The sequence below is a fragment of the Pseudoalteromonas sp. NSLLW218 genome (genome assembly GCF_015864775.1).
GTDB lineage: Bacteria > Pseudomonadota > Gammaproteobacteria > Enterobacterales > Alteromonadaceae > Pseudoalteromonas.
In genome coordinates this window covers 102,409-116,798 of record NZ_JADYWO010000012.1, presented here as the reverse complement: position 1 = coordinate 116,798, position 14,390 = coordinate 102,409, and the positions used below count along the sequence as shown (strand labels likewise).

At 40.0% G+C, this 14,390-nt stretch carries 14 protein-coding genes; 6 read left to right on the top strand and 8 right to left on the bottom strand.

The features are described from left to right. Positions 1-92 precede the first annotated feature (92 nt). Complete coding sequence (locus I6E80_RS17310) at positions 93-503, top strand: CBS domain-containing protein (protein WP_024598833.1); 411 nt, start codon at positions 93-95, stop codon at positions 501-503. Between the two features lie 52 nt (positions 504-555). Here the strand turns inward: I6E80_RS17310 and add are convergent, their stop codons facing one another. From add to cyaY, 8 genes are all read right to left on the bottom strand, one after another. Further along, positions 556-1,557: an adenosine deaminase gene (gene add / locus I6E80_RS17305; protein WP_197186075.1), complete on the bottom strand. Its 1,002-nt coding sequence runs from the start codon at positions 1,555-1,557 to the stop codon at positions 556-558. Positions 1,558-1,683: 126 nt separating this feature from the next. Beyond that, positions 1,684-4,377: a CHASE domain-containing protein gene (locus I6E80_RS17300; RefSeq protein ID WP_197186074.1), complete on the bottom strand. Its 2,694-nt coding sequence runs from the start codon at positions 4,375-4,377 to the stop codon at positions 1,684-1,686. Positions 4,378-4,426: 49 nt separating this feature from the next. Further along, positions 4,427-5,536, bottom strand: coding sequence for a heme biosynthesis HemY N-terminal domain-containing protein (locus tag I6E80_RS17295; RefSeq protein ID WP_024598830.1), 1,110 nt, complete (start codon positions 5,534-5,536; stop codon positions 4,427-4,429). Continuing rightward, positions 5,533-7,374 carry a uroporphyrinogen-III synthase gene (locus I6E80_RS17290; protein WP_197186073.1) on the bottom strand — a complete coding sequence of 614 codons (1,842 nt, stop codon included), beginning with the start codon at positions 7,372-7,374 and terminating at the stop codon, positions 5,533-5,535. The genes I6E80_RS17295 and I6E80_RS17290 overlap by 4 nt, the downstream gene beginning before the upstream one ends. Then, positions 7,375-8,313 (bottom strand): hydroxymethylbilane synthase, encoded by a 939-nt coding sequence (hemC, locus tag I6E80_RS17285; protein WP_024598828.1) that lies wholly within the window; start codon positions 8,311-8,313, stop codon positions 7,375-7,377. It lies immediately after the preceding gene. 35 nt (positions 8,314-8,348) lie between these two features. Then, positions 8,349-9,326, bottom strand: a complete 978-nt coding sequence (locus tag I6E80_RS17280) for a DUF2914 domain-containing protein (protein ID WP_197186072.1) — start codon at positions 9,324-9,326, stop codon at positions 8,349-8,351. 22 nt (positions 9,327-9,348) lie between these two features. After that, entirely contained in the window at positions 9,349-10,005 is a 657-nt protein-coding gene (locus I6E80_RS17275; RefSeq protein ID WP_007580555.1) for an alpha/beta hydrolase, read from the bottom strand. Further along, positions 10,002-10,325 carry an iron donor protein CyaY gene (gene cyaY / locus I6E80_RS17270; RefSeq protein ID WP_002960979.1) on the bottom strand — a complete coding sequence of 108 codons (324 nt, stop codon included), beginning with the start codon at positions 10,323-10,325 and terminating at the stop codon, positions 10,002-10,004. The genes I6E80_RS17275 and cyaY overlap by 4 nt, the downstream gene beginning before the upstream one ends. Before the next feature lie 168 nt (positions 10,326-10,493). Between cyaY and I6E80_RS17265 the strand changes: the two genes are divergently transcribed. The 5 genes from I6E80_RS17265 to I6E80_RS17245 all read left to right on the top strand — a co-directional run bounded on the left by I6E80_RS17265 (position 10,494) and on the right by I6E80_RS17245 (position 14,386). Beyond that, positions 10,494-10,688: a lipoprotein gene (locus I6E80_RS17265; protein ID WP_076925567.1), complete on the top strand. Its 195-nt coding sequence runs from the start codon at positions 10,494-10,496 to the stop codon at positions 10,686-10,688. Next, the gene (gene lysA / locus I6E80_RS17260) at positions 10,689-11,942 is read left to right on the top strand and encodes a diaminopimelate decarboxylase (protein WP_024589650.1); all 1,254 of its coding nucleotides are present in this window, start codon (positions 10,689-10,691) and stop codon (positions 11,940-11,942) included. A 64-nt stretch (positions 11,943-12,006) separates the two neighbouring features. Then, complete coding sequence (gene dapF / locus I6E80_RS17255) at positions 12,007-12,837, top strand: diaminopimelate epimerase (RefSeq protein ID WP_024589649.1); 831 nt, start codon at positions 12,007-12,009, stop codon at positions 12,835-12,837. Further along, positions 12,834-13,445 carry a DUF484 family protein gene (locus I6E80_RS17250; RefSeq protein WP_170072751.1) on the top strand — a complete coding sequence of 204 codons (612 nt, stop codon included), beginning with the start codon at positions 12,834-12,836 and terminating at the stop codon, positions 13,443-13,445. The genes dapF and I6E80_RS17250 overlap by 4 nt, the downstream gene beginning before the upstream one ends. Beyond that, positions 13,442-14,386 carry a tyrosine recombinase XerC gene (locus tag I6E80_RS17245; RefSeq protein WP_024598821.1) on the top strand — a complete coding sequence of 315 codons (945 nt, stop codon included), beginning with the start codon at positions 13,442-13,444 and terminating at the stop codon, positions 14,384-14,386. Before I6E80_RS17250 ends, I6E80_RS17245 begins: the two co-directional genes overlap by 4 nt. Positions 14,387-14,390: the final 4 nt, after the last annotated feature.

Below are 14,390 nucleotides of genomic sequence, written 5' to 3'. Positions count from 1 at the left end.
TTAAAATCTATCAACCTCATCAATATAAACAATTTCCTAAATCCCTATCTATAAACCATACTTTGTATAGAACATCAGCGGGAGAGACCCAAATGCTAAATACAAAAGTAAAAGATTTTATGCAACGCAAGTTGCCAAATATCACACCAGATACAGAAATGACGACAGCCATAGCAGAATTACAAAAATTTAAACTACTTGGCGCACCAGTATTTGATAAAGATAAATGCCTAGTCGGATTTATCTCAGAGCATGAACTTTTAAAACCGCTTACGCAAAGCAGTTATTTTTGTGATGGGATGGTTAAAGTATCGCAACTTATGCAAACAGAGGTAGTGACTGTTAGCGGCGATACCAACATTATCGAGCTTGCACAGCAGATGCAGCCTGGTAAACCAAAAAACTACCCTGTTGTAGAGGGTGTTAAAGTAATCGGCATGATCAGCCGAGCAGATGTACTTAAAGCACTCTACGATAATTACATGAGCTGCCAAACACACTAAATTACAGATACAAAAATGCCGCTTATAAAGCGGCATTTTTAATGTTCTTAAATTAACGTGCGCTAACGAGTGCTGAGAGTTCTTTTTTATCGCCATCGCTTAAAAATGCTATTTCTAACGCATTTTTTTGCGCTTTTTCCATATCAGCTTGTGTTAAACCAGCTTTAGGTGCTGCAACAGTATATTCGTACTCAATTTCAATGCCTTCAACTGCTGGGTCATCAGTATTAATACACGCTAAAATACCGTGATCTAAAAACTGTTTAAGTGGGTGTTTAGCTAAGTCGTTCACTGTGCTAGTTTGAATATTACTTGTTAAGCACGACTCAATACCAATACGGTTATCGCGTAAGTAATCCATTAACTTTGGATCTTCAATTGCTTTAACGCCATGCCCTATTCGGCTCGCACCTAACTCGTTAATTGCTTGCCAAATACTTGGGGCTCCAAGTGCCTCTCCAGCATGAATAGTCGAAGCTAAATAAGCATTTCGTACTTGCTTAAAGTGATCTACAAATAACTCACCCGGAAAACCAATTTCGTCACCGGCTAAATCAACAGCCACTAAATCATTTTTAAATGCGAGTAATGCATCAAGCTCTTTTTGACATGTTTTTACGCCATAAGTACGCGATAAAATACCAATCAAGTTAGCTTTTATATTTGCACCCTTTGTTGCTGATTTAATACCATCAACAACCGCTTCTACAACCCCTTCAGGGTGTAAACCTTGGCTCTGCGCCATGTAGTAAGGGCTAAAGCGAAGCTCTACATAATCAAGGCCTTGCGCTTGTGCATCTTCAATGTTTTCAATCGCTATGCGTCTACACGCATCGTAGTCACCAAGTACAGTGACACCCCAATCTAGCTTTTGTAAAAAAGCCATAAGGTTTGGCTCAGGGTCAATAACTTGAACATGAGGAATTAATGCCTCAACGTTATCTGCAGGTAACTCTACATTAAACTGACGACCAAGTTCTAATATGGTTTGCGCACGTACATTACCGTCTAAATGACGGTGAATATCTAGCAAAGGTAATTTTCTATTGATCATAATAGCAACCCAGTTTAGTTAAATTTGCGCGCATGATACGCAGATATAGTTATTTTTCAAGTGTATATGGTTTGCGTTAAGTTTAAGCGGTCATATGTCTGCTTTTTGTGCAAAAAATAGCGTTACTTATTTATTTGATAAATAATGCCAAAGAGTTTTAAAAAGCGTATTTGCATCAATAGGTTTAGTAATATAACTATTCATTCCCGAGGCTAATGCCTTTTTAACATCATCGTCATGGGCGTTCGCCGATAGTCCTATTATGGGTAAATCAATTAACCCTAAATCACAACGAATTACTTTTGTTGCTTGGAGTCCATCCATTCTTGGCATCTGAATATCCATAAGAACAATGTCGTAGCTATTTTCGGTTAGCTTTTCTATGGCTTCAAAACCATCGTTAGCAATGTCGGCAATACACCCTTTCGTTTTTAAAATGGCATTGGCAACATGCTGATTAAGCGGGTTGTCTTCGACTAAAAGTAATTTATAGTTTGTGAATGATAAAGTACTTACATCTATTTCGTTATATTGCTGCTGTATTTGCTCTGCTTTTGGTAAAGGCGAGATGAGCGGCAAACTAAATGTGAATGTAGAGCCCTTTCCTTCATAACTAACTAAATCAATTGCACCGCCCATTAGTTCAACCAATTTTCTACAAATACTTAATCCTAAGCCAGTGCCACCATATTGACGAGAGGTTGAGCTATCGGCTTGCGCAAACGGTTTAAATAATTGTTTTTGTGCTTCGCTACTAATACCAATACCCGTATCGTTAATACTGAAGTAAGTCATTTTTTTAGATTGCCAAATTTTCAGAGTTATCTCACCTGCTCCTGTAAATTTAACCGCGTTATTGAGCAGATTCAGCAGCACTTGTTTTAAGCGGATTGGATCGGCATTAATAACCAAATTTGATGTTTTATCAAAATCGAGACTTAACTTTATTGATTTAATGTCAGCTTCAAACTGAAGTAAATTGAGCATTTCATCCGCTAAACTCGCTACATTAATGGGCTCTTGTATTAAGTCTAGCTTGCCTGCTTCCATTTTTGAAAAGTCGAGCACATCGTTTAATACCCGCAGTAAAACACCAAGTGCCCCATCTGCTTGTTCAATGTAACTTCTTGCTTGTTGCCAATCATTTTGCTGTAGCGCTAAATAATGCAGCCCTTTTATACCGTTAATAGGGGTGCGGACTTCGTGGCTCATATTTGCCAAAAATTGCCCCTTAATATGACTCGCTTCATCTGCTTTTTGTTTTTCTTTACGTAAAGTATGTGTTTGCTTAGCCACTTGTTCGCGAATTTGTATGTTTGTACCAGTAACTGAAATCAAAAATGTAATCAATAGCCACACAAACAACATCCCTACTATTTGTGCAAGCCAATACATTAACCAAGACGTTCTAACTATTGGTTCATATAACTCGACCTGCCACATGCGTTTGCCAATCAACAATTGATATTCTTTAAACAGCATTTGCGAGTTATCGGTATCGGTATCGGCAATATAAATTGCCTGCTTTTTCCCTGGTATCGTTGTATCAAAAAAACTGGCTGAAATTGAATTGTTGTGATCAAATAACAATGTTTGCGATAAGCGCTTAAGGCTAACAATAGCGGCCACAAAACCTTGAAAATCATCTTCGGTAGATGATTCACCAAAAACAGGATATAAAAAGAGCACTCCCTTCTCTGATGTATTTTGGACTAAATTAATTGGCTCACTTAGTGCTAGCTCATTGAGTGTTTTCGCTTTGCTAAGCGCTACTCCTCTTACTTTACTTGAAGCCAAATCAAATCCTAAAGCATCTTCATTGCCCTCTAATGGATATACATATTTTACAGGAAAGTAATTTCTACGATCACCTGCAGGTTGCCAAGCTCCATCTAGTGACTTTTCTTTTATGTATAAAGGTTTGCCTGTGGCTGTATTTTCATGTGTTTCAAAATCAGTGAGTTTATTTGCTGATACATAAGGTATCCATTCAAATGCTAAAATTTCTTGGCTATAGTCCAATTGCTTTGAAGTAAACTGTTTAAACTCTTTAAAATTCACGTTATCACTACTAGCAAAGTATGTAGCTAGTAATCCTAAGTGAGCAGTAATACCATCGAGCTTCTGGCTTATAGCATTTTGCACAACAAGTATTTTGGCTTCTTGCTTTTGAATGTCTTTTTCTTTTTTAACACTGGCAGCACCATAAAAACTAACGCTAATTAGTATATAAATTAATAGTGAAGGTAAAATCACCAGCATACGATGGCGTACTTGCGTGTAGTTAAAAGCAGCCAGTACTAGCGGTGTAAATATAAGTACACCAATACTGTCGCCAATCCACCATGCGACAAAATTATCAAAAATAGCATTGGTCGGGATCACATTATTCAATGCTAATAAGCTAGTTCCCACACCTGCTGCAATAACACAGCATATTGGCCCTGCTACTATTAGGCTCTGCACACTGTGTTTTAAAGAAGATAAATCTAGCGGCGCCTTAATAACATTTACTATAATTTGACGACCAATCCAAGCCTGTAAAACAGAGGCTAAAGTGACGCAAATAGCTTGTAAAAGCACATTAAAATGAAGAATATCTACAGTGTTATCAAGATGAATTAAGTTAGTACAGAAAGCACCAAGAATAAGGCCAATAAATGACTTACGCCCCCAAATTAAAAAGCTCGCTAAAGCAATTCCTGAGGGCGGCCAAGAGGCGACCGCATAGCCATCTACAGAAAGAAGTGAGTTGCTAAAATACCCAGTAAAGAAGTAAGCACAAGCCAAGCTAAGGGTTAATATTAAAAACTTTCTCAATGCTTGTGCTCCTGAACTACAAAATGCTAAGTAGTTATAGTGTAGTCATTTATTGATATAAAACGAGCGCCTTTTCTGCCTGTGCACTATTTTTATAACTTAAAACAGCTTGTTCAGAGAACTGTTTTTTATTGTCACTATTCAGTGCTTTATCAAAAATCCTAGCTGCTAAGTCATAATCACCTTGCGCGTTGGCCAGGCAAGCCAATGCAAGTAATAATGAGTTATTTGAATCATCCTTTTTAAGACGATCTTGGATGCTTACTTGCAGTTTAGCTGCATCGGCAGACGTCGCTTTACTTAATATATTAGCCAGTTGCGCATGCTGTTCGTTGTGTTTAACCATTTTAATTAGGTCACCCTCAATAACAACCAATTGACCCGCTTGCGCCATTTGCATTAAATAAGCAGTGTGTGCATGAACTTGCAGTTTTTTAGGTAGCTGTTTATATTTTTCACTCAGTTGACCTGCATCTAACGCATTAAAGTAAGCACTAAATAACTGCGTCCACTGTGCATCAGTAAGTGCTTTTTTGCGTAGTAAACGCGGTAAAAACTCTTCAAGCGCACTAAAGTGTTGTTGCTGTACCAATACTTCTGCATAAAGTTTTAACTCAAGTGCGGTGGCTTTTTTAGCTTCTGCGCTAATACGCATTTGTGATTCAATCGCGCTACTGTCGCCACTTGCCAACCATAGCTTTGCTACTTTTAATTGATGTTCTGGGCTTATTTCAAATAAACGCTCAAGTGCTTTATCTGTTTGATTATTAGCAAGCGCTGCTTTTGCAAGTAATGCTAAGCGAATATCTTCAAACTTATCTGGTACGCTATTACCCGATAGAGCCTTTTCTACGTGCTCGTAATCATCATTAATAGCACTCCACAGAGCCTGCTCAATAGCTGCTTGTTTGCGCTCTTGGCTACGTGCAAAAAAGCCATGCTTAGTATTATGATAAATCGATAATAAATAACGAATTAATTTATATGTTAAATATAAAACAACAGCGGTAATGACCGCCATTATACAAAACGATACTATCGTGCCTTCTATCGTCGTGTTGTTAAATGAAATAAGTACATAACCTTTTTCATCTAGCACAAATGGAGTAACCGCTAATACAACAACAATAGCTACAATTAAAATAATTAGCCCTATCATTGCGCCCACTCCTTAACCTTTTGTGTACTGTTTAAGGTTACTTTTGGATTAAAGTTAAGCTGCTCTTTTTCAAGTTTAGACAACGCTTTAAGTACCGTTTTAGTTGTATCATCGTCTTGCTTAAAGTACTCACCAACTAAACGTTTTGCTTCACTTAAGGCGCTAAAGAAAATACTCGCCTGCTTACTCATAAGTGCATCTTGTGCCTGAGTTATATTAAGCTTTATACGTTGATTTATTAAATGGCGCTCTTGATCCGTAAGTAATGGCTCAATGGAAACACCTTCGTGCTGGCGAATAGTAATAAAGCTATCCACAATTTTATTCCAACTATTACTCAGGTTTTGCTGCCAATCACTCACGTCATCACTTAAAGCGTTTTCATCTATTGCAGCCGCTTCTTCTGGCAAGTTAACCGCATTAAAAGCTAAGTTATCAACACTAGTTAACACACTATTTAACTGTAAATAAATAGCCTCTGTTGCTATAGGTTTAAGGCTATCAAGTGTTTGTATGTCTTGCATAATAGCTTGGCGAACTTCAACTGTTCCTGGATGTTCGCTAAGTAATGCATCTAAGCGCTTTAAAACAGCACTAGTGCCTTGGTAATCTTTTTCAGCCCATAGTTTAAATTCAGCCATACGCTGCAAACTGGTCACTTCTTGTGGATTTAAAGACGAACCTTGTTGCTGCGCTTTTTGCAAAGCTGCTTTTAGTTCTTGCTGATTTTGAGTTGCACTTTCACTGAGTGCTGCGGCAACTTTTTTCTCACTATTAAATAGCGCTTGCTGCAAATTAGATTGTGCTGACTTAAGTGCTTGCAGCTCTTGGGCGAGTGACTTATTTTGCTCACTCAACTCATTCGCGGCCAGGTTTTGAGCCTTACCAGCATTTAATTTTTGATAAAACTCGTAACCCACGCCTGAGGCCACAATTAGCGAAATAAGAAGTGCAAGCACTGCAACTTTGCTAACTTTTTGTTTATTTTTATTTGCAGTGTTTTTAGCGGCTGCTGGCTCTTGCTTAGCTGATTTAGCTGAGGCCGTGTTAGCTATTGTTGGTGTGGCTTTTTCTGCCGTAACTGGCTTTGACTGTTCGCTCATGTTGCTACCTTGCTGATTTATGCAGGTAAACATAGCATTATCGCTTGCCCCTGCTGCAATGTGTATATTAGCCGAACTTACCTGTTGCAACTTTAAATAAGCGGCTATCCGCTCGCTTGCAACATAAAATCGGCACTGTTGTAACCATTGTAGTTGGTGTGCAGTAAGGCTTTTAAATATAGCATCAACTGCTGCATTACTTGTTATGACTATACCGTGTACATTCTGGCTTTTCCAGTGGTCTGGCCAGTTAGGAGTAATACTCTCTGTGGGTTCACGTTTATACACAATACAATTATTTAAAAAAGCACCGCGCTCTTTCAGCGTTTTAGCTAACTCAGGGCGGCCACCTTGCCCCTTAACTAACACTATATTACTGCCATCAACCTCGGCGAGTGATTTAAGCGCAAGTAACCCTTCTGAATCATACTGCTTCGGTACTGCTGCGCGCACACCAAATTGCTCATATATAATGTCGGCTGTTTGTTGTCCAACTGCATAAAACTGCGCTTTGGTATTTATATCGGGTTTTAATTGCGAAAGTGCACTGACTGCATCTTGCGATATAAATATTATTTTATCTGCATTTAACAGCGGACTAAGTTCAGTGCTGGAGGGTGTTAAATGCGTTATTTTTAATACCGGAAATAAAGACGCCTGATAACCCGCTTGCTCTAATTGCTGTGCAAGGGCTGCGCCTTTTCCTTCGGGCCGAGTTATCAGAATATGTGTCATTTATGCGTCTCTATAAACTTCAGCTAATATTTTGTCTGCGCCTTGAGCTAATAATTTTTTAGCAAGCTCAATACCTAGTTCTTCTGCATCATTTACATGACCTGTTACTTCGTCACGTAAAATTTCGCTGCCATCAACAGCACCAACTAAACCACGCAAATGTACCTGCTCGCCATCAACTAATGCATAAGCACCAATAGGAACTTGGCAACCACCTTCTAAATAGCGGTTCATTGAACGTTCTGCGTTTACGCGAATACGTGTTTGGGTATGCTCAAGTGGTGCAAGTAATGCTTTTGTTACTTCATCATCAATACGGCATTCAATACCTACAGCACCTTGACCATTTGCCGGTAATGACACTTCTGGCTCAATGTAGTCAGCAATACGCGACTCCATTTTCAAACGAATAAGCCCTGCAGCCGCTAAAATAATAGCATCGTATTGGCCGTCATCTAATTTACCTAAACGCGTATTTACATTACCGCGCAAATCACGAATATCTAAATCAGGGCGAAGTGCTTTAATTTGGCACTGACGGCGTAAGCTAGAAGTACCCACAATGGCGCCCTGTGGTAGCTCGTTTAAATTAGCAAAATTGTTTGATACAAACGCATCACGCGGATCTTCACGCTCACAAATAGTATACAGCTCTAATCCTTCTGGGAACTCTACTGGCACGTCCTTCATAGAATGTACGGCAATATCAGCTCGGCCATCTAACATTGCTTGCTCTAGCTCTTTAACAAATAAGCCTTTACCGCCTATTTTAGCCAATGGCGTATCTAAAATGATATCCCCTTGCGTCGACATTGGGACTAATTCTACGCGCACATCTGCATGAAAACGCTCAAGCTCTGCTTTCACAAATTCGGCCTGCCAAAGTGCTAAGGCGCTTTTGCGCGTTGCAATGCGTACTAATTTTGTTTTTTCTATCATAGGGGTATCCAATTAATTACTGCGTTTAGCTAGCTTTATTCAGCTAAAATTCTAAATTCTTTTTGGGCAATTAAATTGCCTTGCTCATCAACTACATCAACACGCCAATGGCCTGTTTGTGAGTCCATGATATTTTTTGTTGAGTACGTTCTGTAGCGAGGCGAAGTAACATCAAGTGTAATTTCAGCCATAATTTCACCTTCAAACGACCAAATATGCTTAACTTGCTGGCCTTGAAGATTTTTAATCTCGCTAAAAAACGATAGTCCTTCATCAAACTGACTTAATCTAATATCAGCAGCAAACACATTAGTAGGTTCACGCTTACTTACTTTGCGAGTAAGTACTGCACGGCTAATTTTACCTGTGTCTATTTGCGCGCCCAATGCCACACTTGCCACTTGTGCTGTTGGTGAAAAACCTTCAGTGCCACTCAATGCACCATCATCACTTTCTAAATCTAAAAGTAACTCTGTTTGATTAGCAGGTTCAGCTACGTTTTGAGCTTCTTCGGTTTCTTCTTGTAGATCATTATCAAGGTCTGAGTTTAACTCAGTATTAATACTCTCACTTTGATCAATCACAATATCGTTGTTAGCTAGTAAAACTGTATCAGTATTTACAGGATCCGCTTTAGCCGGTGCATTAATTGATATGTTTTGCTCAACCTCATTTTGCTCAGCTGACAACGGTTCAATCCGAGCTTGCATTACCTCTGCAGGCTCATTAGGGCTATTGTTTACTGATGATTCAAGCTCAACATCCGTTACTTCAACGCTTGCTTGGTTTTGAGCGTTATTGCTAAAGTTTAAAAATTGTTCCTGCTCATTTGGATGCTCACCTTGCTCTGCACTGGCTGACGTTGTTAAGCCATACACAACTGCTGCAGAGGTCATTAATACCAACATAGCAATACTCACAATACGACGCCAATTCCACTCGTAGCTTACCGTTGGTACACTCTCTTGTAGTTCGCGTTTAACATTTGCTTTAATAACTATTTTTTGACTCATATTGACCTCAGCGATTCCAAAATTAGCTTAAACGAGCAATTAACCATTGGCGAATAGCTTGCAATTCTTCTGCGCAAACTTGGTGAGCCATTGGGTATTCTTGCCAGCTTACATCCATGTTATGTGCTGTTAATACTTCAAACGCACTTCTTCCCGCACTATGCGGTACAACGTTATCTTGGCTACCATGAGCCATAAATACGTTTAAATCAGTATGCTTTGCTTCATCAGCAAATTTTTGCGGCACACACATATAAGTAGAAAGCGCCATAACACCCCCAAGCTTTTGCTCAAAGCGCGGCGCTAAATGTAACGACACAACACCACCTTGAGAAAAACCAGCTAAAATAATTTTATTAGCAGGTATGCCATTAGCAATTTCTTTATTAATTAACTCTTCTACCTTTGCAGCCGAATCCCTTACGCCTTGTTCATCGGCACGCTTATCTAATTCTATAGATTTAATATCGTACCAAGAGCGCATTTCCATGCCACCATTTATGGTGACCGGTTGTACTGGCGCATGCGGAAAAACAAACCGTATACCAAGCTCACTTGGTAAATTAAGCTGCGGAGCTACTGGTGCAAAACCATCCCCAGAGTCACCTAAACCATGTAACCAAATAACCGTTGCTTTGTGCTCACTTTGGGCTGCATATTCTACAAATTCTAAACTCATAGTGATGATTGCCACTTAACTTCTTGGCCTGCTTGACGAGTTGAGGCTTCATTTATAAATGCCCAAAATTCAGCGCCAGAGCGGTTATCAATCCATAACCCATCACGCATTTCAAAATGATGTCCGTTAAACTTAGTCGCAACCCATACTTGATGAAGAGGTGCTTGCTTGTTAATCACTATTTTACTTTTATCAGGAAAAATAATTTCTAAAATACCTTGTGCCGATTCGTAATCTAAATCAGCTTCGCAATCATCAACTTGCTCTTCAATAGTGAACATAAGAGCTTCGGCTAATTGGTGATATTCGTGTTCAGTCATTGTTATTTCCTTTGCAGGCGAGCCGCCTAATATTGGGTACGTTTTAGCTTTGAATTAGCTTTAAAAATGTGCAGCTAGTGTAACAGGAATAAAATCATCCGCGAATAGCTGCATTTTTTAGATATTCTGTTACTCTGCGATTATAAAGCCAGCAACCGTATTAATCTAATGAAAGCGACACATACCTTACAATTAAAAAAACTATTAATAAGCACTGTACTGTTAAGCGCCTTAGCTGGCTGCGGACAAAGCGGTCCGTTATATTTACCAGAGCAACAAACAGAGCAAAACCAACCTCAAAATACAGCTCAGCCAGTCACTACTGCTGAACAAGCCAAAACATTGCAAAGTCAGGAGCAATAAATGGATTATTTTAACTACAAAAACAACCAATTATTTGCCGAAGACGTAAGTGTGGCAAGCATAGCGCAGCAATACGGTACGCCGTGTTATGTGTACTCGCGTGCTACATTTGAGCGCCATTACTTAGCGTTTGCTAACGCCACTAAAAATCATAAAAGCTTGGTATGCTACGCAGTAAAAGCAAACTCAAATATTGCCGTGCTTAATATATTAGCGCGCCTAGGATCGGGTTTCGATATTGTATCCAAAGGCGAACTTGCACGTGTAATTAAAGCGGGAGGCGATGCTTCTAAAGTGGTTTTTTCGGGCGTGGCTAAAACAGCCGACGAAATAGCTTACGCATTAAAATTGGGGATTAAATGTTTTAATGTAGAGTCGGCCTCTGAGCTTGAGCGTATTTCTGAAGTGGCTTGCGAGCTTAACCTAGAAGCACCTATTTCTATTCGCGTAAACCCAGACATAGATGCAAAAACACATCCGTATATTTCTACTGGTTTAAAAGAAAATAAATTTGGTATTGATATTCAAACGGCAGTAAGTGTTTATCAACAAGCCGCTGCTTTACCGGGCTTAAAAATTATTGGTGTTGATTGCCATATTGGCTCTCAATTAACTGAAGTAAGACCATTTTTAGAAGCCCTTGATAAATTAATGGCGCTTATTGATGAGCTAAAAACTAATGGTATTGAGCTAACTCACTTAGATATTGGTGGTGGTTTAGGCGTACCATATAACAACGAGCAACCACCGCACCCAAGTGAATATGCAGCGCAAGTTACCGAGCGCTTAGCTAACTATAAACACCTTGAACTAATTTTTGAACCAGGGCGCGCTATTGCAGCTAACGCAGGTATTTTAGTTACTCAAGTTGAATTTATTAAACAAAACCAAGACAAATTTTTTGCCATTGTAGATGCAGGTATGAACGATATGCTTCGCCCTGCGCTTTATCAAGCGTGGCAAAAAATCATTCCGGTATCAGTTCGCGACGACGAAACACCTACTCACAACTTTGATATTGTGGGCCCTGTGTGCGAAACCGGCGACTTTTTAGGAAAAGATCGTGAGCTAGCGCTTAAACAAGGCGACTTACTCGCACAGCGAAGTGCGGGTGCATATGGCTTTACCATGAGTTCAAACTACAACTCGCGCCCGCGTGTTGCAGAAATAATGGTAGATGGTCAGCAGCATCATCTTATTCGTGAACGCGAAACTATTGAAAGCCTTTATCAAGGTGAGAAAGTTTTACCATAAACGTTTTTGTCTACTAGCTGCTCTGTGGCATGATTAGCACAGAGCAAAACCGAATTAGAGCGCTATGTTAGTTAATTTTTCCAAAATGCACGGCTTAGGCAACGACTTTGTTGTGATTGATAACATTACACAAAATGTTTTTTTGTCGCGAGATCAAATCAAAAAATTGGCAGATCGCCATTTTGGCATTGGCTTTGACCAGTTGCTGATGGTTGAAGCGCCGTACTCTCCCGATCTCGACTTTCATTATCGAATATTTAATGCCGACGGTACCGAAGTAGAACAATGTGGTAACGGCGCACGCTGCTTTGCACGCTTTGTACGCATGAAAGGCCTTACTAACAAGCATAAAATTACTGTGTCGACCAAGTCGGGCAACTTAACTCTCTACATTGAAAAAGACGGCCAAGTAACCGTTAACATGGGTCATCCTAATTTTGAGCCAAGTAAAATTCCGTTAAAAGCCAGCAAACGCGAGCTTACTTATATTATTAGAACCGAAGAACACACTGTATTTAGTGGCGCGGTATCTATGGGTAACCCGCATTGTGTGCTAGAGGTTGATGACGTAACCACCGCACAAGTTGATATATTGGGTCCATTACTTGAAAACCATGAACGTTTTCCACAAAAAGCGAACATTGGCTTTATGCAGGTTGTATCGCAAGAACATATTAAATTAAGAGTGTGGGAGCGCGGCGTTAACGAAACCCTAGCTTGTGGCACAGGTGCGTGTGCAGCAATGGTTATTGGTCATATGCAAAATAAGTTATCAACAACCGTTCAAGTAGATTTACCAGGCGGTAGCTTACAAGTACGTTGGAGTGGTGAAGGTCATCCTGTACGTATGACAGGCCCCGCAGAGCATGTGTTCGACGGACAAGTAGCGCTATGAGCGAGCTAAGTAAAGAACAGGTTATTGATTACTTACAGCAACATCCTGATTTTCTAGTTCATCATCCTGAGCTGCTTGCACAACTTGAGCTGCAACAGCAAGCTCAAGGTGCAACGTCACTAGTACATATTCAGCAACGTCAATTACGCGAGCACAACACGCTTTTAAAAAGCCAAATAGACGCCATGAGCAAGCATGCAACGCAAAACGAGCTTGTATATCGTTTGTTTAGCCAGTGCCATCGCCAGCTTTGGAATCATGACAATTTTGACACTCTTGCAAATAATCTACGTAATATAATCTGCTCAAGTGAAGATGTTAACGACTGCAAATTAGTAAAATATAACCCCGAGTACGGCGAGCTTATTGCGCATCGCCTGACCCATTCTGGACATTATTTAGGGCGTATTAATCAGCAAGAGCGCGAATTATTATTTAGTGAAGATACACAATCTGCCGCAATTTATTTAATTGGCGACACTAAGCACCCTATCGCTATTTTGGCGTTTGGTAGCAGTAACGTAAACCATTTTGAACCCGCTCAAGATAATCTTTTTGTACTCGACTTTATAAACGCATTACATCTGCGGTTGCAAAAACTAGCATGAGTGACGATGCGCCTAATACCACTGAGTTAAGCGACAACTGGCGCACACCCATAACGCTATTTAGCGATTATTTAAAGTTTGAAAAACAATATTCAGCGCACACTGTCAATCAATACGTAAGCCAACTTGGCTTTGCTGCCCTTTATTTTAGCAAATTGTGTGACGACTGGTTTGGCGTGCAAGGCGAGCATATTCGTCGCTACAGCATGGCGCTGCGCTCAAAACAATTAAGTGGCCGTACAATTAGCTTAAAGCTCAGTTGTATTCGCAGCTTGTATAAGTTTTTAAAAGCAAAAAATATTGCCGAGCAATCGCACTACCATAATCCGGCAATAGGTATAAAAGGCCCTAAGTTTGCAAAGCCTCTACCTAAAAATCTCGATGTAGATCAAATGGCACGCTTACTCGAAATACCCGACGACGAACCTCTCGCAATTAGAGATAAAGCGATGATGGAGTTGATGTATTCATCAGGGCTGCGTATAAGCGAGTTAGTTGGCGCTAACATGCAAGATATTAGCGCTGCCAATGGCGAAATTTTAGTGCGTGGTAAAGGCAATAAAGAGCGGTTAATTCCGGTGGGTAAAAAAGCGTTAGACGCACTAAAAAAATGGCTCACAATACGCCCTCAGTTTGCAAAGCCCGATGAAATAGCCGTATTTTTAAGTAGCCAAAAAAATCGTATTTCAATTCGCCAAGTGCGTCTGCGTATGCAAGAGTGGGGAATAAAACAAGGCATTAGCTCGCAGGTTCACCCGCATAAGTTACGCCACTCGTTTGCGTCACATATTTTAGAATCATCTGGTGATTTACGCGCCGTGCAAGAGTTACTAGGGCACAGTAGTTTGTCGGCTACACAAGTGTATACGCATTTAGATTTTCAACATTTAGCCAAGGTGTACGACAATACTCATCCTCGCGCAAAAAAACGAACTGATTAGGAAG